At 71.9% G+C, this 22,535-nt stretch carries 21 protein-coding genes and 1 pseudogene; 11 read left to right on the plus strand and 11 right to left on the minus strand.

Annotation, left to right across the window (positions count from 1 at the left end; all coding sequences use genetic code 11):
- Window positions 1-18: 18 nt before the first annotated feature.
- Window positions 19-576: a YbaK/EbsC family protein gene (locus ACIBJB_RS19705; protein ID WP_398932150.1), complete on the plus strand. Its 558-nt coding sequence runs from the start codon at window positions 19-21 to the stop codon at window positions 574-576.
- Window positions 577-1,128: 552 nt separating this feature from the next.
- Here ACIBJB_RS19705 and ACIBJB_RS19710 read toward each other — a convergent pair.
- Window positions 1,129-2,199 (minus strand): cation diffusion facilitator family transporter, encoded by a 1,071-nt coding sequence (locus ACIBJB_RS19710; protein WP_398932152.1) that lies wholly within the window; start codon window positions 2,197-2,199, stop codon window positions 1,129-1,131.
- Between the two features lie 64 nt (window positions 2,200-2,263).
- On the opposite strand from ACIBJB_RS19710, the gene ACIBJB_RS19715 reads away from it, so the two are divergent.
- Window positions 2,264-2,623 (plus strand): metalloregulator ArsR/SmtB family transcription factor, encoded by a 360-nt coding sequence (locus ACIBJB_RS19715; protein ID WP_057610561.1) that lies wholly within the window; start codon window positions 2,264-2,266, stop codon window positions 2,621-2,623.
- A 37-nt stretch (window positions 2,624-2,660) separates the two neighbouring features.
- Here ACIBJB_RS19715 and ACIBJB_RS19720 read toward each other — a convergent pair whose 3' ends face one another.
- From ACIBJB_RS19720 to ACIBJB_RS19730, 3 genes are all read right to left on the minus strand, one after another.
- Window positions 2,661-3,878, minus strand: a complete 1,218-nt coding sequence (locus tag ACIBJB_RS19720) for a 4-hydroxybenzoate 3-monooxygenase (RefSeq protein ID WP_398932155.1) — start codon at window positions 3,876-3,878, stop codon at window positions 2,661-2,663.
- An 86-nt stretch (window positions 3,879-3,964) separates the two neighbouring features.
- Window positions 3,965-4,087: a hypothetical protein gene (locus ACIBJB_RS19725; RefSeq protein WP_398932157.1), complete on the minus strand. Its 123-nt coding sequence runs from the start codon at window positions 4,085-4,087 to the stop codon at window positions 3,965-3,967.
- Window positions 4,088-4,382: 295 nt separating this feature from the next.
- Complete coding sequence (locus ACIBJB_RS19730) at window positions 4,383-4,790, minus strand: CoA-binding protein (RefSeq protein WP_398932159.1); 408 nt, start codon at window positions 4,788-4,790, stop codon at window positions 4,383-4,385.
- Window positions 4,791-4,986: 196 nt separating this feature from the next.
- On the opposite strand from ACIBJB_RS19730, the gene ACIBJB_RS19735 reads away from it, so the two are divergent.
- The 4 genes from ACIBJB_RS19735 (at window position 4,987) to ACIBJB_RS19750 (ending at window position 8,267) form a co-directional block, all read left to right on the plus strand.
- Window positions 4,987-5,703, plus strand: coding sequence for a hypothetical protein (locus ACIBJB_RS19735; protein ID WP_398932161.1), 717 nt, complete (start codon window positions 4,987-4,989; stop codon window positions 5,701-5,703).
- Window positions 5,700-6,242, plus strand: a complete 543-nt coding sequence (locus ACIBJB_RS19740; protein WP_398932163.1) for a SixA phosphatase family protein — start codon at window positions 5,700-5,702, stop codon at window positions 6,240-6,242. Before ACIBJB_RS19735 ends, ACIBJB_RS19740 begins: the two co-directional genes overlap by 4 nt.
- Window positions 6,243-6,286: 44 nt before the next feature.
- Entirely contained in the window at window positions 6,287-6,913 is a 627-nt protein-coding gene (locus ACIBJB_RS19745) for a YigZ family protein (RefSeq protein ID WP_398932165.1), read from the plus strand.
- A gap of 328 nt (window positions 6,914-7,241) precedes the next feature.
- Entirely contained in the window at window positions 7,242-8,267 is a 1,026-nt protein-coding gene (locus tag ACIBJB_RS19750; RefSeq protein WP_398932167.1) for a 6-phosphofructokinase, read from the plus strand.
- Window positions 8,268-8,443: 176 nt separating this feature from the next.
- On the opposite strand, the gene ACIBJB_RS19755 is transcribed toward ACIBJB_RS19750, so the two are convergent.
- Window positions 8,444-9,109 carry a DUF4389 domain-containing protein gene (locus ACIBJB_RS19755; protein WP_398932169.1) on the minus strand — a complete coding sequence of 222 codons (666 nt, stop codon included), beginning with the start codon at window positions 9,107-9,109 and terminating at the stop codon, window positions 8,444-8,446.
- Between the two features lie 152 nt (window positions 9,110-9,261).
- Window positions 9,262-9,720: pseudogene (locus tag ACIBJB_RS19760) on the minus strand (DDE-type integrase/transposase/recombinase); the annotation flags it as partial.
- A gap of 208 nt (window positions 9,721-9,928) precedes the next feature.
- Between ACIBJB_RS19760 and ACIBJB_RS19765 the strand changes: the two are divergent.
- Window positions 9,929-11,092, plus strand: coding sequence for an exonuclease SbcCD subunit D (locus tag ACIBJB_RS19765; RefSeq protein ID WP_398932171.1), 1,164 nt, complete (start codon window positions 9,929-9,931; stop codon window positions 11,090-11,092).
- A complete protein-coding gene (locus ACIBJB_RS19770) occupies window positions 11,089-14,082 on the plus strand; it encodes an AAA family ATPase (RefSeq protein ID WP_398932173.1) in 2,994 nt (997 codons plus the stop codon). Before ACIBJB_RS19765 ends, ACIBJB_RS19770 begins: the two co-directional genes overlap by 4 nt.
- Window positions 14,083-14,084: 2 nt before the next feature.
- Here ACIBJB_RS19770 and ACIBJB_RS19775 read toward each other — a convergent pair whose 3' ends face one another.
- Window positions 14,085-14,531, minus strand: a complete 447-nt coding sequence (locus ACIBJB_RS19775) for an Lrp/AsnC family transcriptional regulator (protein WP_398932175.1) — start codon at window positions 14,529-14,531, stop codon at window positions 14,085-14,087.
- Between the two features lie 94 nt (window positions 14,532-14,625).
- Between ACIBJB_RS19775 and ACIBJB_RS19780 the strand changes: the two genes are divergently transcribed.
- Together ACIBJB_RS19780 and ACIBJB_RS19785 are read left to right on the plus strand one after the other, a co-directional pair.
- Entirely contained in the window at window positions 14,626-15,111 is a 486-nt protein-coding gene (locus tag ACIBJB_RS19780) for a rhodanese-like domain-containing protein (RefSeq protein WP_398932177.1), read from the plus strand.
- 71 nt (window positions 15,112-15,182) lie between these two features.
- Window positions 15,183-15,698 (plus strand): immunity 21 family protein, encoded by a 516-nt coding sequence (locus ACIBJB_RS19785; RefSeq protein ID WP_398932179.1) that lies wholly within the window; start codon window positions 15,183-15,185, stop codon window positions 15,696-15,698.
- A gap of 93 nt (window positions 15,699-15,791) precedes the next feature.
- Here the strand turns inward: ACIBJB_RS19785 and ACIBJB_RS19790 are convergent, their stop codons facing one another.
- Both ACIBJB_RS19790 and ACIBJB_RS19795 read right to left on the minus strand, forming a co-directional pair.
- The gene (locus ACIBJB_RS19790; RefSeq protein WP_398932181.1) at window positions 15,792-17,483 is read right to left on the minus strand and encodes a DUF885 domain-containing protein; all 1,692 of its coding nucleotides are present in this window, start codon (window positions 17,481-17,483) and stop codon (window positions 15,792-15,794) included.
- A gap of 33 nt (window positions 17,484-17,516) precedes the next feature.
- Entirely contained in the window at window positions 17,517-18,011 is a 495-nt protein-coding gene (locus ACIBJB_RS19795; RefSeq protein ID WP_398932183.1) for an Lrp/AsnC family transcriptional regulator, read from the minus strand.
- Between the two features lie 60 nt (window positions 18,012-18,071).
- Here ACIBJB_RS19795 and ACIBJB_RS19800 point away from each other — a divergent pair, with 60 nt between their 5' ends.
- Window positions 18,072-19,316 carry a trans-sulfuration enzyme family protein gene (locus tag ACIBJB_RS19800; RefSeq protein ID WP_398932185.1) on the plus strand — a complete coding sequence of 415 codons (1,245 nt, stop codon included), beginning with the start codon at window positions 18,072-18,074 and terminating at the stop codon, window positions 19,314-19,316.
- On the opposite strand, the gene ACIBJB_RS19805 is transcribed toward ACIBJB_RS19800, so the two are convergent.
- Window positions 19,294-20,676, minus strand: coding sequence for a GNAT family N-acetyltransferase (locus tag ACIBJB_RS19805; RefSeq protein ID WP_398932685.1), 1,383 nt, complete (start codon window positions 20,674-20,676; stop codon window positions 19,294-19,296). The genes ACIBJB_RS19800 and ACIBJB_RS19805 overlap by 23 nt on opposite strands.
- Before the next feature lie 171 nt (window positions 20,677-20,847).
- Window positions 20,848-22,434 carry an alkaline phosphatase D family protein gene (locus ACIBJB_RS19810; protein WP_398932187.1) on the minus strand — a complete coding sequence of 529 codons (1,587 nt, stop codon included), beginning with the start codon at window positions 22,432-22,434 and terminating at the stop codon, window positions 20,848-20,850.
- Between the last annotated feature and the right edge of the window lie 101 nt (window positions 22,435-22,535).

A 22,535-nucleotide genomic window follows, 5' to 3' on the forward strand; every position in this document is an offset into this window, starting at 1 on the left:
GGCTGTTAACGTGCCGCCATGGACGCACCCATCGGACACTTCGACCACGCCACCCCCGCCCCCGCCGTCCTCGACGAGCTGACCCGCCCGGTCGCCGACGCCGTACGCCACTGGAGCGGCAGCGTCCCCGCCGAGCAGATCGTGTACGTCGACACCGACCCGCAGTGGGCCGACACCGCGGTCTTCGTCGAGCACTACGGCCGGGAGCTCCTCGAGCAGTCGGCCAACTGCGTGGTTGTCGCGGGCAAGCGCGGTGGCGAGAGCACCCTCGCCGCGTGCGTGGTGCTCTCCACCACCCGGGTCGACGTCAACGGAGTCGTCCGCCGCCAACTCGGCGCCCGCAAGGCCTCGTTCGCCTCGATGGACACGGCTACGGGGGAGACCGGCATGGAGTACGGCGGCATCACCCCGATCGGACTCCCCGGCGACTGGCCGCTGTTGGTCGACTCGGCCGTGGTCGACCTGCCGTACGTCCTGGTCGGCAGCGGGCGGCGACGGGGGAAGCTGCTGGTACCGGGGAAGGCGTTCGCGGAACTGTCGGGCGCGGTGGTGCTGGAGGGACTCGGCATCGCCTGACCGGTGCCGTAGCGTCGTGGCCTCGGGCCGGTGGGTCCTGGCCTTGGGCGGATCTGATGTCGGGCTGGAGGGGGCGCAGGCCCCGGCCCGAGCGGTTCTGGCCTCGGGCCGGGAGCCTCGTCCCGGGCCGGAGGGGTCCCGATCTCGGGCGGGAGGGTTGTGACCTTGGGACCGGGGAGCCTTGGCATCGGGCGCCTGCGCGAGGTGCGCGCCGCGACGGAGCGCTCGGCGGCGGCCACGCCGGTGAGCTCTTGTCTCGGACCGGAGAGGTCCTGGCCAGGCCGGAGGATCCTGGGCTCGGGGCCGGGGGGTTCTGACCCGGACCGGGCCCGATCTCGCGCTGGAGGGTCCTGGTCTCGGACGGGTCTGGCCTCGGGTCGGTGGGTGCTGGCCTCGGGTCGGAGGATCCTGGGCTGGGGCCCGAGGGGTTCTGGTCCCGGGCCGGGCCCGATCTCGCGCTGGAGGGTCCCGGTCTCGGACGGGTCTGGCCTCGAGCCGGTGGGGCCTCGCCTTGGGCCGGTGGGTGCTGGCCTTGGGCCGGGGCCCCTGCTCTCAGGCCGGTGCGTGGTGGGCCAGCGCGTGATGGGGGTCCGCTTCGCCCGGGACCGGGGCCGGGTCGGCGTGGACCAGGGCTGCCGTGAGGCGCGGGACCGCGTGCAACAGGGCGTGCTCGGCCTGGACGGCGACCGCGTGCGACTGGCGCACCGTCATCTCCCCGTCCACCACGACCGCCACCTCCGCCCGCAGCCGGTGCCCGATCCAGCGCAGCCTCAACTCGCCCACCCCATGCACCCCTTCGACCTCCCGCAGCGCCCCCTCGGCCCGGTCCACGAGCTCCGGGTCGACGGCGTCCAGCACGCGCCGGAACACCTCGCGTGCCGCGTCCCGCAGCACCACTGTGATCGCGGCCGTGATCGCCAAGCCGACGATCGGATCGGCGAGTTGCCAGCCCAGGGCCGAGCCGCCGGCCCCGATGAGCACGGCCAGTGAGGTGAACCCGTCGGTGCGGGCGTGCAGTCCGTCCGCCACCAGTGCGGCCGATCCGATGTCCCGGCCCACCCGGATGCGGTAGCGGGCGACCCACTCGTTGCCCGCGAAGCCCACCAGCGCGGCCGCCGCGACCGCCGGGACGTGTGCCACGGGACGCGGATCGAGCAGCCGGTCGATGGCCGCCCACCCCGCGAAGGCCGCGCTCGCGGCGATCGTCAGCACGATCACGATGCCCGCGAGATCCTCGGCCCGGCCGTAGCCGTACGTGAAACGGCGGGTGGCCGCACGCCGGCCCAGCACGAAGGCGATGCCCAGCGGTACGGCGGTCAGCGCGTCCGCCGCGTTGTGCACCGTGTCGCCGAGCAGCGCGACGGACCCGGACACGGCCACGACGACCGCCTGCATCAGAGCCGTGACACCCAGCACCGCCAGCGAGACCCACAGGGCGCGCATGCCACGGGCGGAGGACTCCAGGGCGGAGTCGAGTTTGTCGGCGGTCTCATGGGAGTGGGGGGTGAGGACGTGCGCCAGGCGATGGCGGAAGCCGTGGCGTCCGTGCTCGTGCCCATGCGGATGGCCGTGGCCGTGGCCGTGGTCCTGGCCGTGACCGTGACCGTGCTCGTGGTTGCTCACGTGGTTACCCCTTCCGGTGCGCGCGGTGGTGGACGTACCGCGCCCACGGAGCCATTATGTGCGTATGAGCGCACGCATGCACCTATCAACTGCACACGATGCGCACCCGCGCACCCCCGGCGAGGAACAGTTCGCCCTGGCCGCCGAGATCCTCGCTCTCCTCGGCGACCGCACTCGCCTCACCCTCCTCCACGCCCTGACCGGGGGAGAGGCCGACGTCACGACCCTCACGGAGGCGTGCGGGGCGGCCCGGCCCGCCGTCAGCCAGCACCTGGCGCGGCTCAGGCTGGCCGGGCTGGTGAACACGCGCAAGGAGGGGCGCCGGGTGATCTACGCACTGCGTGACGGGCACCTGCGCCGTCTCGTCGACGAGGCCCTGAACGTGGCCGACCACCGGCTCAGCGACCGGCCGGTGCACGACTGAGAGGTCAGTACGGCTGAGAGGTCAGCACGGCTGAGAGTCAGTACGTGGCCGCCGTACCGAGATACTGCTCCGCGAAGGCCGCGGCGGCGGCAGGTGAGGTGAACAGGCGGCGGAGGCGGGCGAAGGTGGTGCCCGCGCGGTACTCGTCGCCCGACGAGGTGCCGTGGTAGACCTCGGAGAGCCACTGCGAGAACTCCTGGTAGTCCCACACGCGCCGCAGACAGGCCTCCGAGTAACCGTCCAGGCCGCTGCCGTCGCCCTTGCCGAGGTAGGCGACGAGCGCGTCGCCGAGCAGGAACGCGTCGTGCAGGGCGAGGTTCATGCCCTTCGCGGCTATGGGTGCGGTGAGGTGGGCGGAGTCCCCGGCGAGGAAGAGCCTGCCGAACGTCATGGGCTCGACCACGTAGTTGTGCATGTCGAGCACGCGCTTCTCGATCAGCCGGCCTTCGGTGAGCGGCGGGGTGCCGTCCGCGGCAAGGCGCTGCTGGAGTTCGGCCCAGACGCGGTCGTGGGACCAGTTCTCGGGGTCGTCGCCGGGCGGGCACTCCAAGTAGTAGCGGGTGACCTCGGGGCTGCGGGCCATGTGCCCGGCGAAGCCGCTCGGGTGGATGCCGAACAGGACGCAGTCGGAGGACGGCGGCGCTTCGGCGAGCAGCGCCAGCCAGCCGATGCCGTAGTCGTGCCGGGCGATGTTCGTGGTCTCGGGCAGGACGGTGCGGGTCGCCCCGCGGGCCCCGTCGCAGCCCGCCACGAACTCGCAATTGACCAGCTGTCGTTCACCCGTGCCGGCATCGGTGTACGACACGGACGGCCGGGGTGTCTCCAGGTCGTGCAGCTGGATGTCCCGCACGCCGAAGCGGATCTCGCCGCCCCGTACGTCGGCGTACTCGCGCACCAGGTCCGTCACCAGCAGCGGCTGCGGATACACGAAGTGGTGCTGTCCCGTCAGCTCGCCGTAGGCGAAGCGGAAGCGCTCGCCGGCGAAGCGGAACTCGCACTCGGTGTGCAACTGGGCGCGCTCCAGCAGGGTGTCGGCGAGGCCGCGCCGCTCCAGACCGCGTACGGCCCACTCCTCGATGACGCCCGCGCGCGGCCGCTGCTCGATGAACTCGCGGGTCTCCACCTCCAGCACGAGGCAGTCCACACCCTCGGCCCGGAGGATGTTGCCGATGGTGAGTCCGGCGGGTCCGGCGCCGACGACGACGACCGGAAAGCGCTGTGGGGCACCGGAGTTGGAGGGGGAGGCGGAGGTCACCCGCACATTATGTCGGTGCCCTGGGGAGGGCGGGAGTGGTGCCGGGGCGCCTCCACACGCGGAGGCGCCCCGTCCGGACTGTTTCCTCAGTGCGCGGGGGCCTCGGTGACGACGACCTCGTCGATGCTCCGCTCGATGTCCTCGGGTCGGGAGGCGGTCGCCCTGGCCCAGTAGTAGATCACCAGCGAGAAGGCGGTGACGACCTGCATGTCCCACCACAGGCCCAGGGTCCGCTGATTCCCTCGAAGTTCAGCTTCGCCCAGCCGTGGGCGAAGGCGGAGTGCGGGAGGGCGACGATGAACACCAGCTGCAGCAGGACGTAGATGACGGCGCCGATGGGACCGAGCCTGAGGTTGCCCGCCGCCGAGTTCGGCGTGCACCAGGGCCGGCAGGACGATGGCGACCGCGCCGATGATCCACGAGATGATCGCTGCGGGGCCTGCCGTGACGACCGCCTTTTCGGCGCCGTCTCCCTGCGAGTGGTTCAGGAATTCGGGAAGGACATCAGCGCAGGCGGGGGATCTCGATCGCCGGGCACCGGTCCATGACCATGTCGAGGCCGGCGGCGCGGGTGCGGTCGTAGGCCGTCTCGTCGACGACGTCCAACTGGAACCAGACGGCCTTCGCGCCCTTGGCCACGGCCTCGTCGGCGACCGCTCCCGCGAGGTCGCTGTTGACGAACACATCGACCACGTCCACGTCGAAGGGGATCTCCGCGAGGGAGGCGTACCCCTGCTCGCCGTGCACCGTCTCCGCCTTGGGGTGGACCGGCACGATCCGCTTGCCGTGGCGCTGGAGCACCTCGGCGACCCCGTAGGCAGCGCGCCGCTGGGTCGACGACAGGCCCACGATCGCCCAGGTGTCGCCGAGCTCGGTGAGGATCCTGCGGACAGTTGCTGAGTCGCCGTACACGCTCGGCTCCTTGCTCTGGATGCGGGGACTGCTGTGCTCACAAACAGCCGGCGGGCGCGGTTGATTCCGGCCGGCGGGGACGGGAGGGCGTCTACGAGGCCCTCCCGGGCGGGCGCGGTTGGTTGAATCCCGTACCGATGTCCGGAATACCGGTCAGTCACCTGCGCGGAGCCCTCCGTCCGCCTACGCTCGCCCCGTGCTGCGCATCACCGACGCCCGAACCGGCCGGCCCGTGGACGCCGTCCCCGCCCGCAGGGGCCTGACCCGAGTCGAGGCCCATGTACGGGGCTACGACCTCTCCGCCCTCCGAGTCCTGCTCGTCGCCGATCTCCTCGTCAGGGCCCTGGAAATCGGCGGCACGCCCGTGTGGGCGCTGCTCACCGGCGACCGCGAACAGGCGGAGCTGCACGCGGGCGCCGCCGCCCTGGGCATCCGGCCCTTCGAGGACCGCCGGGACGTCGGCCCCGGGTGGGGCGAGTCCCAGGTCGTCCACGTGGTGGGAGAGGGCGGTGCGGCCCCGGACGGCGTACGGGTCGCCGTCGCGCCCGTCGAGACGCCGGACCTTCCGCAGGGCGCCGACCCCGCCGTGGTCCGCCTCGCCCTGCTGGTGCCGCCCCGGAGCACGCCCGCACGGCTCGACGAGGCAACCCTGGGCGAGGCCCACGACACCCTCGTGCGCTGGCGCCGGGCGGTCGCCGCCTGGGCACGGCATCCGTCACGGCCCGTCCCCGACGAGGTCCGCGGACGGCTCCGTACCGCCTGGGAGGACGACCTGGACGTACCCGAGGTGTTGAGGGTGCTGCGGTGGGTCGAGGAGTCGGACCTGCCGGAGGGCGCCCGCTTCGAGACGTACGCCCACGCGGACCGGCTGCTCGGACTCGAACTCACCCGCGACCTGGGATCCCCGGCATGACCGCGCACACCGGAGCGGGCCCGCTGCGCCGTCTGGTCGTGCTGAGGCATGCCAAGTCCGCCTGGCCCGAGGGCGTCGCCGACCACGACCGCCCGCTGGGACCCCGCGGCCGCCGGGACGCGCCCGAGGCGGGCCGTGCGCTCGCTGCCTCCGACCTGCTTCCCGACCTCGCCCTGTGCTCCACCGCCGTACGCGCCCGGCAGACCTGGGAACTGGCGTCCGCCCAGTGGAGCACCCCACCGCCGGTACGCCTCGACCCGCAGCTGTACGGGGCCGACGTACCGGAACTGCTGGCGGCCGTGCACGAGACACCTCCCCAGGTCGTGACGCTGCTCCTCGTCGGACACAACCCCGGTCTGGAGGAACTCGTCCTCACGCTGGCCGGGGACGGCCTCGACGACGCGCTGGACGAGGTGCGGGTGAAGTTCCCGACCTCGGCGATCGCGGTGCTGGCCTGGCACGGCACGTCCTGGCGGGCCCTGGAGCCGGGGACGGCGCTGCTCACGTCCGTGATGGTGCCGCGGGGCAAGCTGCGATGAGCCGGCCCGTCGGGACGCCCTCACCGACGGATTAGGCTGACCGGATGCAGGACGAGTACCGCACAGTGGCCCATGCGGGTGTGCACGAGACCGAGGTCAACCGCTCCCGCTTCCTGTGCGCCCTCGCCCCGGCGGCCACCGAGAAGGAGGCCCAGGACTTCATCGCGTCCGTCCGCAAGGAGCACGCCGACGCCACCCACAACTGCTTCGCGTACGTCATCGGCGCCGATGCCGCGATCCAGAAGGCGAGCGACGACGGCGAACCCGGCGGCACCGCGGGCGTCCCCATGCTCCAGATGCTGCTGCGCCGCGACATGCGGTACGTCGTCGCCGTCGTCACCCGCTACTACGGCGGCGTCAAGCTCGGCGCGGGCGGACTCATCAGGGCGTACGGCGGCGCGGTCGGCGAGGCCCTGGACGCGGTGGGCACCCTCACCCGCCGCCGGTTCCGCCTCGCCACGGTAACCGTCGACCACCAGCGCGCCGGCAAGGTGCAGAACGACCTGCGCTCGACCGGACGCGAGGTGCGGGACGTGCGGTACGGCGAGGCGGTCACGATCGAGATCGGCTTGCCGGAAGCCGACGTGGAGGCGTTCCGGGGATGGCTGGCGGACGTGACCGCGGGGACGGCGGGGTTCGAGCTCGGGGGAGAGGCGTACGGGGACGCCTAGTTGCACTTTTCGGGCATAAGGGCCGGTCGTACTCACCCGTGGTGATGCGGCCAACCCAGTCGGGGCTGTCGCCGTCGGAGCGGTAGTGGTTGGTCTTGGATGCGGACCCGGTTGTCGTGGGATGGACGGCTCACCATCGAGCCTCGAGAGCGCCGCTGAGTTCGCCTTTTCCGAGGCGACGAGCGAGCCGTCTGGATCGTGCGTAGGCCGAGTGGTCACTGCGGGCCGAATGGAGGGAGGCTGGAGGGAGGTGATCGATGTGCCGGAAGCTGTTTCGATCGCCGGGAAGGCTGCCACCGGGTCGGGTACCAGCTGCTGGGAGGAAGTCATGAGGGTTGGAGTGCTGACCGGCGGCGGTGACTGTCCCGGCCTCAACGCTGTGATCCGCAGCGTCGTCCGCAAGGGCATCCAGGAGTACGCCATTGACTTCGTCGGTGTGCGAGACGGCTGGCTCGGCGCGCTCCAGGACAAGGTGATGCCGCTCGACATCCCCAGCGTGCGCGGAATCCTTCCCCGCGGCGGCACCATTCTCGGCTCCTCCCGCACCAACCCGTTCAAGCACGAGGACGGCCTGCGGCGTATGCAGGACACCCTTGCAGCGCACAACGTGGACGCGCTCATCGTGATCGGGGGCGAGGACACGCTCGGTGTCGCCACCGAGCTGAGCCGTCAGGGGATCAATCTGGTCGGCGTACCGAAGACCATCGACAACGACGTGTCCGGCACCGACTACACCTTCGGCTTCGACACCGCCGTCGGCATCGCGACCGAGGCCATCGACCGCCTCCACACGACCGCCGAGTCGCACATGCGCACCCTGGTGGTCGAGGTGATGGGACGGCACTCCGGGTGGATCGCGCTGCATGCCGGCATCGCGGGCGGCGCCAACGCGATCCTCATCCCGGAGCAGCCCTTCGATATCGATCAGGTCTGTGCGTGGGTGCAGAGCCGGTTTGAGATCAACTATGCGCCGATCGTCGTGGTGGCGGAGGGGGCTGTCCCCCATGAGGGACAGATGATGCTCAAGGACCAGGCGTTGGACGAGTTCGGCCATGTGCGGCTGTCCGGCATCGGCGAGTGGCTGGCCCGGGAGATCTCGGAACGCACGGGCACGGATGCTCGCACCACGGTCCTGGGGCACGTCCAGCGCGGCGGGACTCCGAGCGCCTTCGACCGGTGGCTGGCCACGCGCTTCGGGCTGCATGCCGTCGACGCGGTCAAGGACGGTGACTTCGGCAAGATGGTGGCCCTGCACGGCACGCAGATCGAGCGGATTCCGCTCGCCGATGCCACCGAGACGACCAAGAAGGTCGATCCGTCGCTCTACGCCGAGTTCGACGTGTTCTTCGGCTGACCCCCAGATGCTCCGCCTCCCTGGTGAGCTGAAGGACGCTGTCGGTCCGGCGGAGTGAGAGGTGGCGCAGACGGGCCCCTTCCGCGTGCGCAGCTACGGGAATCGGCTGCTGTGGCGTCGTCGCCTTCGCCGAGGCGTCCGTCCGTGGGGTGGACCAGGTGGTGCCAGCGCGGTGATCACGTCCACTCATCCGGAGCGGTCGTCTCCGAGCCACCTTGGTCCAGGCGGAACGGTGGGTACTTGTCCGTCATGAGGGTGGCGTAGGCGGTGACGCGCAGAACCCACCGGTTGAGGCCGATGATCAGGTCGAACAGATCCTTTGGATACTTCTCGGTGAAGGCCAGGATCACGGCCGCGATGACCGTCAGCAGGGCGATCAGGCCACCGGACCACCAGCCGAGGTGGGCGCCGCCGAGGAAGAAGCCGATGACCATGTAGTGCGGGATTGCCAGGAGCCACCACTTCACCAGCACCAGGCCGCGGGAGAGCCGTTCCGGGTAGGCGATGTCCAGCCGTGCCGGGTAGTCCGGTTCCTCACGCAGGCTGAACGGCGGATACCGGTCGGTGCCCAGGGCGTCGTACGAGTAGTACGAGACCCGCCAACTCCAGCGCAGCACTCCTAGGTTGAAGTCGAACAGGGCACGGGGATAGCGCTCGGTGAACAGGATGGCGAAGAACGCGATCACGGTCACCACGGTGAAAGCGATCCAGAGGAAGAACAGCACCACGTAGTGCGGAATGGCGAGGAGCCACTTCACGAGCCACAGCCATCGGGACAGTGGCGAGTCGATACGCGCGTTCACCTGGACCGGTCGGTTGTGGAATGCAACTGGAGTCGTCATGGTGATCAGCTCCCTCCCCCGGCGTATGCGTCGCCGGGCGGCCTCATAACCAGCCTGGCTGCTTCCGCCCTGGCTCGCGAGGGCAGACGGGTCCGTTCCGGGGGCCTATCAGCTGGTCGCTCGGCCCGAAGGGGGTGGCCGCAGGTAAGGTCCGCGCTCTTCGACCGGGTGACCCCGAGCTGGTTGCAGAGGCCGGCGAAGGCATGGGACCCGTACTGGGCCCCGTGGTCGGAGTGGAACACGGCGCCGTCCAGGCAGCCACGGGTCGAGGCCGCCATCCGCAGTGCGTCGGCGACCAGGCCGGTGCGCATGTGGTCGGCGATGGACCAGCCGACGACCTTACGGCTGAAGCAGTCCGGCCTTGTCGCGAGACAGAGGAACTCCCGTTCTCCAGAGGGAGATCCGTGGACGTCGGTAGGGCAGCGGCTCCGATGCCGCGCGGGAGTTCGCCGGCACCAGCTACTACTCGGTGGTGACGGATGGCGGTGACACTCCCCTGCACGACTGCTCTGAATGTGGCAGGACCGCTGTCTTCGCTTTGGACGAAGCGGAGATGTGCCAGGACTGCCTCGATACGCGATTCGCCAGGTTCTGAGAGCGCAGACGAGCACGGCGTGCGGCTGCGGCCGGCGTCTTTCAGCGATGCAAGAAGGATCGGCGGCATCGGGAAAGGACTTTCACTTACCAGGGTGATCTGAGGTGAGGGGCGGATCAGGGGGCGACATGCGTTAGCGTGGCGAGCGTTGATGGCGAGCCTGTGCTGGTTCGTGCTGGTTTCTGAGGCGCAGTAGGGGTAAACGTGCAGGGCGGGGCGATTTCATGAAATTGCTGCACACTTCCGACTGGCATCTCGGCCGGGCGTTCCACCGGGTCAACATGCTCGGGGCCCAGGCCGAGTTCATCGGTCACCTCGTCAGGACCGTGCGGGAGCACGGGGTGGACGCGGTGGTCGTGTCGGGAGACGTGTACGACCGTGCGGTGCCGCCGCTCGCCGCGGTCGAGCTGTTCGACGCCGCCCTGCACCGGCTCGCCGACCTCGGCGTGCCGACGGTGATGATCTCCGGGAATCACGACTCCGCCCGCCGCCTGGGTGTCGGCGCGGGGCTGATCGGACGCGCCGGCATCCATCTGCGGACCGACCCGGCGGCGTGCGGGACTCCCGTGGTCCTCTCCGATGTCCACGGGGACGTGGCCTTCTACGGGCTGCCGTATCTCGAACCCGCCCTGGTGAAGGACCAGTTCGGCGTGGAGAAGGCGGGCCACGAGACCGTGCTCGCCGCCGCCATGGACCGCGTCCGCGCCGACCTCGCGACGCGCGCGCGGGGGACGCGGTCCGTCGTCCTCGCCCATGCCTTCGTCACCGGCGGCGAGGCCAGCGACAGCGAGCGGGACATCACCGTGGGCGGGGTGGCCGCCGTGCCCGCCGGGGTCTTCGACGGGGTCGACTACGCGGCCCTCGGGCATCTGCACGGCAGCCAGACCATCACCGAGCGGGTGCGTTACTCCGGCTCCCCGCTGCCGTACTCCTTCTCGGAGACCGACCACCGCAAGAGCATGTGGCTGGTCGACCTGGACGCGGTGGGCGCGGTCACCGCCGAGCGGGTCGACTGCCCGGTGCCGCGGGCGCTGGCCCGGATCCGGGGGACGCTGGAGGAGCTCCTCGCCGACCCGCGGCTGGTGCCTCAGGAGGAGGCCTGGGTCGAGGCGACCCTCACCGACCCGGTCCGCCCGGCGGAACCCATGGCCCGGCTCTGTGAGCGCTTCCCGCACACGCTCAGCCTCGTGTTCGACCCCGAGCGGACCCCGGACGACCCCGATGTGTCGTACGCCCGGCGGCTGGCCGGGCGCAGCGACCAGGAGATCGCCGAGGACTTCGTGGCCCATGTGCGCGGCGCCGGGCCCGACGAGCGTGAACAGGGCGTGCTGCGGGACGCGTTCGACGCCGTGCGCGCGGACGAGACCGTGCGGGAGGTGGCGCGGTGAGGCTGCACCGGCTGGACATCACGGCCTTCGGGCCGTTCGGCGGCTCCCAGACGGTCGACTTCGACGAGCTGTCGGCGGCGGGACTGTTCCTGCTGCACGGCCCGACGGGAGCGGGCAAGACGTCGGTCCTCGACGCCGTGTGCTACGCGCTGTACGGCGCCGTGCCCGGGGCCCGGCAGAGCGGACAGGGCATGACGCTGCGCAGCGATCACGCCGCTTCGGGTACCCGCACGGAGGTCCGCCTCGAACTCACCGTCGCCGGGCGCCGGTTGGAGATCACCCGGCAACCGCCGTGGGAGCGCCCGAAGAAGCGCGGTACCGGTACGACGCTCGACAAGGCGCAGAGCTGGCTGCGCGAGTACGACGGGGCCGCGGGGGTCTGGAAGGACCTGAGCCGGTCCCACCAGGAGATCGGTGAGGAGATCACCCAGCTGCTCGGCATGAGCCGCGAACAGTTCTGCCAGGTCGTGCTGCTGCCCCAGGGCGACTTCGCGCGCTTCCTGCGGGCCGACGCCGAAGCGCGCGGCAAGCTTCTGGGGCGGCTCTTCGACACCCATCGGTTCGCCGAGGTCGAGAAGCGGCTGGCCGAGCGGCGCCGTGCCGCCGAGGCGCAGGTGCGTGAGGGGGATGCCGCGCTGCTGGCCGACGCGCACCGCATGCAGCAGGCGGCCGGTGACGCGATGGAGCTGCCCGAGCTGGCGCCCGGTGAGCCGGGTCTCGCCGAGGCCGTCCTGACCGCGGCCGCCGTGGCCCGCAGCACCGCCCGTGAGCAGCTGACGATCGCCCATTGCGGGCTCGGGGCCGCGGAGTCCGCCCAGGCCGCCGCCGAGCGCGCCCTGGCCGACGTACGCGAAGTCGACCGGCTGCAACGCCGGTTCGCCCAGGCGCGCGAGCGGGCCGCGCTGCTCGAGGAGCGCGCCGACGGCTACCACCAGGCGCAGGCCAGGATGGAGCGGTCCCGCAAGGCGGAGGCGGTGGCGCCCGCACTGGAGCTGCGGGAGGCGGCGGAGGCGGAGCACCGCACGGCGGCCGTGGCCGAGGCACGCGCGCGTGGACTGCTGCCGGACACCTTCGCGGGGGCGGGCGCCGCCGGACTCGCCGCCGCCGCACGCCGGGCGGCCGAGGAGCTGGGCGGCCTGGACTCGGCCCGGCGCGCCGAACAGCGTCTGGCCGAACTCGTCGCGGAGCGCGCCGATCTGGACCGCCAGGAGCGCTCCGACGAGGAGGTACTCCAGGAGGCCGAGGCATGGCTGGCCGGGTGGGAGGAGACCCGCACCGCCCTTCAGCACGCCGTCGAGTCGGCCCAGGAGGCGGCCACCCGCGCCGAACAGCTGGCCGTGCAGCGGGAGCCCGCCCGCAAGCGGCTCGCCGCCGCACGCCAGCGCGACCAGTTCGCCCGGGACACCGACGACGCTCAGCAGCAGGTCATCGACGCGACGGACCGCGCGCTGAAGGCCCGCGCCGACTGGCTGGACGTCAAGGAGCAGCGGCTGAACGGCATCGCCGCCGAGCTGGCCGCACAGCTCACCGCCGGCGAGCCCTGCGCGGTCTGCGGCGCCACCGAGCACCCCGCGCCCGCTCGCAAGGACGCCGGACACGTCGACCGGGAGACCGAGGAGCGCGCCCTCGCCACCTCGCAGCACGCCGACGAACAGCGCGCCGAGGCCGAGCGGCGCCTCGCCTTCGTCCAGCGGGCCCTGGCCGCCGCCCAGGGTGAGGCCGGCGACACCTCCACCGAGGAACTCGCCGTCCAGGCGGACGAGTTGGAGCGCGAGTACGCCCAGGCGCGCTCCGCCGCCTCGGCACTGCACACGGCGACGGAGCAGCTGCGGCAGGCCGAGCGGGAGCGCGAACAGCGGCTGTCGGTCCAGCAGGACGCCGCCGTGCGCACCGCGTCCCGTGGCGCCCGCCGGGACGCCCTGGACCGGGAACGCGCCGCCCTGGAAGGGGAGTTGACCGAAGCGCGCGGTGCCGCCGACAGCGTGGCCGCCCGCGCCGCCCAGCTGGAGCGGCAGGCCGCGCTCCTCACCGACGCCGCCGACACCGCGCGTGTCGCCGAGGACACCGCCCAGCGGCTCAAGGACGCCGACGCCCGGCTCGCCGATGCCGCCTTCCGGGCCGGCTTCGACACCCCGCAGGCCGCGGCCGCCGCCCTCCTCGACGAGACGGCCCACCGCGACCTCCAGCACCGGCTGGACGCCTGGCAGACCGAGGAGTCCGCCGTACGAGCCGTACTCGCCGAGACCGACACCGCCGACGCCGCCCAGCAGCCGCCCGCCGACGTGGCGCGGGCGGAGCGGGCCGCCGCCGACGCGGGCCGCCGGGTCCGCGAGGCCGCCTCCGCGCTCGACGCGGCCGCCCGGCGCTGCGCAGAACTCGACCGGCTCTCCGCCCGCTCGGTCACCGGCCTCACGCGGTTGGCGCCGCTGCGCGAGGAGTACGACCGGGTGGCCCGGCTGTCCGCGCTCGCCGCGGGCACCGCCGCCGACAACGAACGCAAGATGCGGCTGGAGGCCTATGTGCTCGCGGCCCGCCTGGAGCAGGTGGCGGCAGCAGCGACCGCGCGCCTGCAACGCATGTCCTCCGGTCGCTACACCCTCGTCCACTCCGACGACCGCACCGGACGCGGCCGCAGCGGACTCGGGCTTCATGTCGTCGACGCCTGGACCGGACGCGAGCGGGACACGGCGACCCTGTCGGGCGGGGAGACCTTCTTCGCCTCCCTCGCCCTGGCCCTCGGCCTCGCGGACGTCGTCACCGACGAGGCCGGCGGGGTCCGGCTCGACACCCTGTTCATCGACGAGGGCTTCGGCAGCCTGGACGACCAGACTCTGGACGAGGTCCTCGACGTCCTGGACTCACTGCGGGAACGCGACCGCAGCGTGGGCATCGTGAGCCATGTGGCCGACCTGCGCCGGCGGATCCACGCCCAGCTGGAGGTCGTGAAGGGGCGCTCGGGGTCGGTGCTGAAACAGCGGGGCGGAGTCTGAGGTCAGCGCCCCAGGGGCCGCCGGGGGAGCGGGGAGGAGTAGACGACACTCGTGGTCACGGAGCCCAGCGTGCCGATCCTGCCCGACACCTCCTCCAGGTGACGCATCGAGCGGGCGGCCACCTTGATGACGAAGCAGTCGTCGCCGGTCACGTGGTGCGCCTCCAGGATCTCGGGCGTCACGGCGACCAGGTCGTGAAAGGGCTTGTAGTTGCCGTTCGGGTACCGCAGGCGGACGAACGCCAGGATCGGCAGGCCCAGCCGCTCCGGGTCGACGACCGCGGCGTACCCCTGGATGACCCCCGCCTCCTCCAGCCGCCGCACCCGCTCGGTGACCGCGCTCGCGGACATCGAGACGGCACGGGCGAGCTCCGTGAAACTGGCCCGGCCGTCCCGCTGGAGGACGTCGAGGATGTGCCAGTCGGTGGCGTCCGGGGAATACGCGGTCATGCCCGGGGAATACCAGGGGAATCCCCGGTCGAGCAAGGTTCACGCCGTGGAGTTCCCCTTCAGGTAGTCGATCGCCAACCGTAGATTTCTGGCCATGACGACAACCGACCCGCTCACCCTGAACCCGGTGCTGCGCGTGGCCCCCGCCGCCCCGGCCGAGGCCGCCGCCCACTTCCGCGCCGGTCTCGCCTTCCACGCCGACGTGTCCGACGTCGCCGCCGCGCTCGCCGCCGACGGCGACCCCGGCTTCGTCGTCCTCGACTCCCGCTCCACCGCCGCCTGGGACCAGGGCCATGTCCCGGGCGCGGTCCACCTGCCCACCGCCCTCGTCCCCGGGCAGGCCGGACAACTCCTCGACAGGTCCGTGCCCGTCGTGACGTACTGCTGGGGCCCGGGCTGCAACGGCGCCACCCGCGCCGCGCTCGCCCTCGCCGAACTCGGCTACCAGGTCAAGGAGATGCTCGGCGGCTTCGAGTACTGGGTCCGCGAGGGCTTCGAGTTCGAGACCTGGGAGGGCCGTGAGCGGCGCACCGCCGACCCATTGACCGCCCCGGCCGGCTCGGAGAACTGCGGCTGCTGAGTCCTGGCGATTCCGGTGGGTTTCCTGTGCGGGTGCAACTTCGAGATTCCTGTGCGTGTAGGTTCTGGCGCATGGTGCGATACGCGGAGCCGGGCGCGGTGGAGTGGGTGGAGTCGGGCGGCGGACCGCTCATAGCGGTGCCGGAGACGGTGCTGCCGTTCTGGGCGGGAGCCGACGGCGACGAGACGGTCTCCGACTACGACCGGGCCTGTGAAGTGGACGGCTGCGTGGGCCTGTTGCCGGTCGGCGACACCGCCGCCCTGGTCCTCGGGGACGAGCCCGCCTCGACCTCCTACCTCCCCGACCACGGCACTTTCGTACGGTGGTGTGCCGCCGACTCCGAGGACGAACTCCTCGCCGAAGTCCCCGCCGCCCTCGCCACGGCCGCCTGGGAGGACGAGGTGAAGTGGTCGGTACCCGGCCCGGTCGTCCTCTTCGACGCGGCCTGGCCCGGCAACGACTCCGTGAACACCGACCACTTGAAGGTCTCGCTCGCTCCCGGCAGGTACGCGGTACGCGCCGCCAACGTACGGCCCGGCCCGGAGACCTGGCTGGGTCTCGTCCAGCTGCGCCGGCTCCCGGACTGAGCGCCCTTCACGTGCGCGACGCCGGCGTGTGAACGGCTGCGACCGGTGACCGACCGGGACCATGGGTCCGAGCCGGTCACCTGATCCGGGGCGTCAGAGCCGCGCCAGCTCGTCCACCAGGTCGTCCAGGCCCAGAGAGCCCTGCGACAGCGCCGCCATGTGCCAGGCCTTCAGGTCGAAGGCGTCGCCGTGCCGTGCGCGGGCCTTCTCCCTGCCCAGCAGCCAGGCCCGCTCGCCCAGCTTGTAGCCGATCGCCTGGCCGGGGATCGTGAGGTAGCGGGTCAGTTCGCTCTCCACGAAGTCCGCCGGACGGCTGCTGTGCGCGCCGAAGAACTCCTGCGCCAGCTCGGGGGTCCAGCGCTCGCCCGGGTGGAAGGGGGAGTCCGCCGGGATCTCCAGCTCCAGATGCATGCCGATGTCGACGATGACGCGGGCGGCCCGCATCATCTGCGCGTCGAGGTAGCCGAGCCGCTGCTCCGGGTCCGTGAGGAAGCCCAGTTCGTCCATCAGCCGTTCCGCGTACAGCGCCCAGCCCTCGGCGTTGGCGCTGACCCCGCCCACCGCGGCCTGGTAGCGGGAGAGGTTCTCCGCGACATGGGCCCACTGGGCGAGCTGGAGGTGATGGCCGGGGACGCCCTCGTGGTACCAGGTGGAGACGAGGTCGTAGACCGGGAAACGGGTCTGGCCCATGGTCGGCAGCCAGGTGCGGCCGGGACGCGAGAAGTCCTCCGACGGAGGCGTGTAGTACGGCGCCGCCGCACCACCGGGCGGCGCGATGCAGGACTCCACCTTCCGTACCCGCTCGGCGAGTTCGAAGTGGGTGCCGTCGAGCGAGTCGATCGCCTGGTCCATCAGGCCCTGGAGCCAGTCGCGGACCTCGTCGACTCCCTCGATGTGCTTGCCGTGCTCGTCGAGGTGGGCGAGCGCCACCCAGGGCGTCCCGGCGCCGGGAAGGATCTTCTCGGCCTCCTGCTTCATCTCGGCGAGCAGCCGGTGGTACTCGGACCAGCCGTACGCGTACGCCTCGTCCAGGTCGAGGTCCGTGCCGTTGAAGTAGCGTGCCCAGCGGGCGTACCGCTCCCGGCCCACCGTGTTCGGGGCGCCCTCGATGGCCGGCGCGTACACGTCCCGCATCCAGTCGCGCAGCTCCACCACGGAGGCGGTCGCGGCGCGGGCGGCCTCGTCCAGCTCCGTGCGCAGCGCCTCGGGGCCCGCCGAGACGAAGTCCTCGAACCAGCCACGGCCGTTGCCGTCGGTGTCCGCCCACTCGGTGAGCTGCTCGACGAAGGTGGCGGTCGGACGCGGCGCCGCGTACAGCTTGCGCTCCAGACCGAGGGCGAGGGACTCGCGGTAGCCCGCGTACGCGGTCGGTACCGACCGCAGCCGCTCGGCGATCGCCGCCCAGTCCTCCGCCGTCTCGGTCGGGGTGACGGTGAAGACCTCGCGGATCGAGTGGGCGGGAGTGGCCATGTTGCCGACCGCGCGCAGACCCTCGTCGGCCTCGTGCACGGCGAGTTCGGCCGTCAGGCGCTCCCGCAGCAGCCGGCCGCACCGGCGCTCGATGTCGCTGTCCGCGCCGGGCTGCCGCTCGGCCTCGTCGAGCTTCGCGAGCGTGGCCCGCTGGAGCTCCGCGAGCGCCTCCTGGCCCGCCGGCGAGGTATCGGGAAGCTTGCTGGAACTCGCTTTCACACCCAGGTAGGTACCGGTGATCGGATCGAGGGCGATGAGCTCGTCGACGTAGGCGTCGGCGACCTGACGGGGCAGCGGGCTCTGAGTCTCAGACATGCGGTCCATCCTCATACGGGGACCTCGCGGGAGTCACCCCGATTCCGCTGTCGGCGTGGCAGGCGGCAGGAGCGGCCCGCACTCCCACTGCTGGAAGATCAACCGGGTCTCCACCCGGGCCACCTCACGCCGGGACGTGAACCCGTCCAGCACCAGCCTTTGCAGATCCGTCATGTCCGCCACGGCCACATGCACGAGATAGTCGTCGGGGCCGGTCAGATGGAAGACGGTCCGCGACTCCGGCAGCGCCCGGATGCGCTCCACGAACGGCCCCACCAGCTCCCGCCGATGCGGCCTGACCTGCACCGACAGCAGCGCTTCGAGGCCCCGGCCCAGCTTGGCCGGATCCAGCCGCAGCTGATGACCGAGGATCACGCCCGAGCGGCGCAGCCGGGTCACCCGGTCCAGACAGGTCGACGGCGCGACACCGACCTGCGCGGCGAGGTCGCGGTAGGTGGTCCGGGCGTCGTTCTGCAACAGCCGCAGCAGATGCAGGTCCACCGGGTCCAGTACGACGGATTCGGCCATCGGTCGAACGTAGCACGGGGTTCGGCCCGCGAATGCCGGTCGGTGTTCACTCTTGCGGGCATGGACTCAGCGCGCACCGCCACCGCCTCTCGTACGCCGCTCAGAGCACTGGCCACCGAGGCCGTCCACGCCGGCCGCGACGACCTCGCCCGGCAGGGGCTGCACGCCCCGCCCATCGACCTGTCGACGACCTACCCGTCCTACGACAGCCGCGGCGAGGCCGCCCGCATCGACGCCTTCGCGGCGACCGGCGCCGACCCGGACGGCCCGCCCGTGTACGGACGCCTCGGCAACCCCACCGTCGCCCGCTTCGAGACCGCCCTGGCCCGGCTGGAGAGGACCGAGTCCGCGGTCGCCTTCGCCAGCGGCATGGCCGCGCTCACGGCCGTCCTTCTCGTACGGGGCTCCCTGGGCCTGCGCCACGTCGTCGCCGTACGCCCCCTGTACGGCTGCAGCGACCACCTGCTGACCGCGGGACTCCTCGGCACGGAGGTCACCTGGACCGACCCGGCGGGGGTCGCCGACGCCCTGCGCCCGGACACCGGCCTGGTCCTGGTCGAGTCCCCGGCCAACCCCACCCTCGCCGAGATCGACCTGCGGGCCCTGGCCCACTCCTGCGGCTCGGTGCCCCTCCTCGCGGACAACACCTTCGCCACGCCGGTGCTCCAGCGCCCCGCGGAGCACGGGGCCCGCCTGGTGCTGCACAGCGCCACCAAGTACCTCGGCGGCCACGGGGACGTGATGGCGGGCGTGGTGGCCTGCGACGAGGAGTTCGCCGGGCACCTGCGGCAGGTCCGCTTCGCCACGGGCGGTGTCCTGCACCCCCTCGCCGGCTACCTGCTGCTGCGAGGCCTCGCGACGCTGCCCGTACGGGTGCGCGCGGCGTCCGCGAACGCCGCCGAACTCGCCCGCCGCCTGGCAGCAGACCCTCGCGTCACCCGCGTCCACTACCCGCGCATCGGCGGCGCGATGATCGCCTTCGAGGTCGACGGCGACCCGCACGGGGTGATCGAGCGGGTTCGCCTGATCACCCCGGCGGTGAGCCTGGGCAGCGTGGACACCCTCATCCAGCACCCGGCGTCGATCAGCCACCGCATCGTGGACGCGGAGGACCGCAGGGGTGCCGGGGTGAGTGACCGATTGCTGCGTCTGTCGGTGGGCCTGGAGGACGTGGAGGACCTGTGGACCGATCTGGACACAGCGCTGGAGCGTCCCGAAAGGAGCGCGGGGAACGGCGCGACCAGCCACAGCTCACCCGCACCCGCCGACGAGACCAGTACCCCTACGGTGCTTCGGCGCCCCTGACAACGCCCACCGCACCCTCCGGCTCTCCCTGCGGAGCCAGCCGTGCGGTGATCACCAGGGTCCCCTCCTCGATCTGATAGTCGAGGGGGAGCCCCAGCCCCCGCATCGCGGCGACCATCCCCGTGTTGGAGGACTGGGTCACGGCGTACACACTCTCGCAGCCGGCCTCGACGGCCAGCGCCACCAGCCGCTCCAGCAACTCCGCGCCGATCCCCCGCCGCTGCCACGCGTCCTCGACGAGCAGCGCCACCTCGGTCTCGTCGCCGTCCCACAGCAGATGCCCGAGCCCCACGATCCGCCCCGACGCGGTCTGTACGGCGAGGGTGCGGCCGAACCGTGGACTGAGCAGGTGGTTGAGGTAGCGGTCGGCGTCACCGACGGGCCCGTGGTAGCGCATGGTCAACGTCCGTGGCGAGCACCGCTCGTGCATCGCCACCGCGGCGTCCAGGTCCCCGGTGTCGGCCCGGCGCACGGTGATGTCGTGGCCTTCCGGCAGTGTCAGTGCGTCCTGGCTGCGCGGCACCCGCGGACCCAGCCGGGCGTCCAGCTCGACCAGGGCCCGGGCCCGGGCGAACTCCGTCGGCGTGAACGGCAGATACGGTCGTTCCACGGTGATCACTCCGCCTTCCGGCGCCCGCAACCGCATCACGGTGTCCTCCAGAGCTCCTTCCACCGGCACACTCTCCGAGCCGCGACCGCCTCCCGCCGGTACGGCCGGCAAGGAGCGGATCGTGCACCGGCCCAGCAACTGCCGCAAGGCCAGCGGCAGTTCCGCCGCGTCCAGCGCGGTCCGGGTGGCGAGGCCCAGCACCCGGGTCGGGGCGTCCACCAGATCGTGCGTGTCGGCCCGCTCGATCCAGGTGTCGGCGCCGCCGGCCAGCGCGACGGCCCGGGTGATCTCGGAGCCCTCCAGCGCACCGGGGGCACGGAGCAGGAACTCGTCGACCGTGCCCTCGGCCAGGGGGTGGGTCTGCAGGCTGAGGATGTCGACCCGGTGCGCGGCGAGGGCCGTGCAGAGGGCGGCCAGCGAGCCCGGTTCGTCCTTCACCGTGGTGCGCATCCGCCACAGCGTGCTCTCCGCGGCCACGGGGTCCGCGGTGCGCGACGGCTGGTCGGACGGCCCGGCCTGCGCCCCGTGGGGCAGCGGCCGGGTGCCGGTATCACCCGTCGGGGGCGCGTGACCGTGGCGGCGTGCCCACCATGTGTGGAATCCGGCCGTGGCGGCCAGGGTCACCGCCGAGATCACCAGCAGCGCGGTACCGTCGGGGCCATGTCCGATCAGGTTCGCCACGGTGTCGGCCACCGCGACCGCCGTGAACAGGGCTGCGAGTTCGATCAGGTCGCGCCGCCAGTGGTGCACGGGGCGACCCTGTTTCGCACGGGTCACATCAGACATGTCTCGAGTCATGCAGCCACTGTGGAGGAACGGTGTTGCGTGATCACGAACGCACTGTGACTGATCGGTAAAGTGTGGTTCTGCGCTTTTTGTACCCTTTTCAATTGTTCAGTCATGAGTGACGGCAGCGGGAGGTCACTGGCCCACCCGGCCCGGCTGGAGCACCTGCGTGAACAGCACCGAGCCGTCCTGCTCGCGCAGACGCACCGTCAGCTCACCGCTGTGGCCGTCGATGTCGACCTCGCCGAAGAACTGGTAACCGCCCGCGGGGGAGACGTTCGCGGCGGTCGGCGCCTTCACGAACACCCGCTCGGGGCCGAACGTGCCGTCGAGCGCGCTGGCCGGGAAGGCACCCGCGTTCAGCGGACCCGAGACGAACTCCCAGAACGGCTCGAAGTCGGTGAACGCGGCCCGCGACGGCTGGTAGTGCTGGGCCGAGGTGTGGTGGACGTCGGCGGTCAGCCACACCGTGCCGGTGATCCGCCGGTGCTTGATGTACCGCAGCAGCTCGGCGATCTGCAGCTCGCGTCCGAGCGGGGCGCCCGGGTCGCCCTGCGCCACCGCCTCGATGTTCGCCCTGCCCTCCGTGGTGTCGGGCACGACCAGGCCGAGCGGCATGTCGGAGGCGATCACCTTCCACACCGCCCGCGAGCGCGACAGCTCCCGCTTGAGCCACTCCAGCTGCTCCCGGCCGAGGATGCCCTGCGGGTCCACGGTCTGGTCGTCGGGCGAGTTGGCGTTGCGGTACGTCCGCATGTCCAGTACGAACACGTCGAGCAGCGGTCCCTGGCGCAGCACCCGGTACACCCGGCCGTCCCGCGCACCCGGCCGCAGCGTGGAGACCGGGAAGTACTCGCTGAACGCGCGCCGGGCCCGGCCCGCGAGGACGTCGACGCTCTTCTCGGTGTAGCGGGCGTCGGAGTCGAGGATCGTCTGGCCCGGGTACCAGTTGTTGCGCACCTCGTGGTCGTCCCACTGGATGACGGACGGCACCTGGGCGTTGAAGGCCCGGAGGTTGTGGTCGAGCAGGTTGTAGCGGAAGTTGCCGCGGAACTCGGCCAGGGTCTCGGCGACCTTGGACTTCTCCTCGGTGGTGATGTTCCGCCAGGTGCTGCCGTCGGGCAGGGCGGCGGTCGCCGAGATCGGGCCGTCGGCGTAGATGTTGTCGCCGCTGCACAGGAAGAAGTCCGGGTCGAGCTCGGCCATCGCCCGGTAGATCGTGTAGCCGCCGAAGTCCGGGTTGATGCCCCAGCCCTGTCCGGCGAGGTCACCGGACCACAGGAACCGCACCCCGTCACGGCGCTTGGGGGACACCGTGCGGAAGGTGCCGGCGACGGGCTCGCCGGTGCGGCGCGGGTCGTCCGGGTCGGCCAGCAGCACGCGGTAGTGGATCTGCTCGCCCGACGGCAGGCCGCGCAGCCGGGTCGTACCGGTGAAGTCGGTGTCCGCGCCGAGCAGCGGGCCGTGCCATCTGCGGGGGTTGCGGAACGACTCGGTCGCCGACGTCTCCACGATCATCCGGGCCGGACGGTCGGAACGCACCCACACCAGGCCGGAGTCGGAGGTCACGTCTCCCGTCTGCACCCCCCAGCCCGCCCCCGGGCGCCCGGAGAGGGCGAAGGCGGGTGCGGCTCCGGACACCGCGGGCAGGGTGAGGGCGGCCGAGGCGGCCAGGGAGCCGCGCAGCACGCTGCGGCGGCCGGGGAACGGACGGTGTGACATGGATGCGCCTCCAAGGACGGGATCCGGCCGGTGTGCGATGCCAGAACTACTGGGGCACCGCAGCGCACACGCAAACCGCAGGTGAACAACTGGCCGCGGGA

Origin of the sequence: Streptomyces sp. NPDC050759 (assembly GCF_044456945.1) — a bacterium.
In the GTDB taxonomy this organism is placed as follows: Bacteria; Actinomycetota; Actinomycetes; order Streptomycetales; family Streptomycetaceae; genus Streptomyces.

Bases quoted from the DNA above. Each gene is read 5' to 3' on its own strand.
- ACIBJB_RS19705 (WP_398932150.1), top strand. From the start codon at position 19: ATGGACGCACCCATCGGACACTTCGACCACGCCACCCCCGCCCCCGCC.
- ACIBJB_RS19715 (WP_057610561.1), top strand. From the start codon at position 2,264: ATGAGCGCACGCATGCACCTATCAACTGCACACGATGCGCACCCGCGC.
- ACIBJB_RS19725 (WP_398932157.1), bottom strand. From the start codon at position 4,087: ATGCAGGTCGTCACCGCCTTCTCGCTGGTGATCTACTACTGGGCCAGG.
- ACIBJB_RS19740 (WP_398932163.1), top strand. From the start codon at position 5,700: ATGACCGCGCACACCGGAGCGGGCCCGCTGCGCCGTCTGGTCGTGCTG.
- ACIBJB_RS19745 (WP_398932165.1), top strand. From the start codon at position 6,287: ATGCAGGACGAGTACCGCACAGTGGCCCATGCGGGTGTGCACGAGACC.
- ACIBJB_RS19750 (WP_398932167.1), top strand. From the start codon at position 7,242: ATGAGGGTTGGAGTGCTGACCGGCGGCGGTGACTGTCCCGGCCTCAAC.
- ACIBJB_RS19755 (WP_398932169.1), bottom strand. From the start codon at position 9,109: ATGACGACTCCAGTTGCATTCCACAACCGACCGGTCCAGGTGAACGCG.
- ACIBJB_RS19765 (WP_398932171.1), top strand. From the start codon at position 9,929: ATGAAATTGCTGCACACTTCCGACTGGCATCTCGGCCGGGCGTTCCAC.
- ACIBJB_RS19775 (WP_398932175.1), bottom strand. From the start codon at position 14,531: ATGACCGCGTATTCCCCGGACGCCACCGACTGGCACATCCTCGACGTC.
- ACIBJB_RS19780 (WP_398932177.1), top strand. From the start codon at position 14,626: ATGACGACAACCGACCCGCTCACCCTGAACCCGGTGCTGCGCGTGGCC.
- ACIBJB_RS19785 (WP_398932179.1), top strand. From the start codon at position 15,183: ATGGTGCGATACGCGGAGCCGGGCGCGGTGGAGTGGGTGGAGTCGGGC.
- ACIBJB_RS19790 (WP_398932181.1), bottom strand. From the start codon at position 17,483: ATGTCTGAGACTCAGAGCCCGCTGCCCCGTCAGGTCGCCGACGCCTAC.
- ACIBJB_RS19795 (WP_398932183.1), bottom strand. From the start codon at position 18,011: ATGGCCGAATCCGTCGTACTGGACCCGGTGGACCTGCATCTGCTGCGG.
- ACIBJB_RS19800 (WP_398932185.1), top strand. From the start codon at position 18,072: ATGGACTCAGCGCGCACCGCCACCGCCTCTCGTACGCCGCTCAGAGCA.
- ACIBJB_RS19810 (WP_398932187.1), bottom strand. From the start codon at position 22,434: ATGTCACACCGTCCGTTCCCCGGCCGCCGCAGCGTGCTGCGCGGCTCC.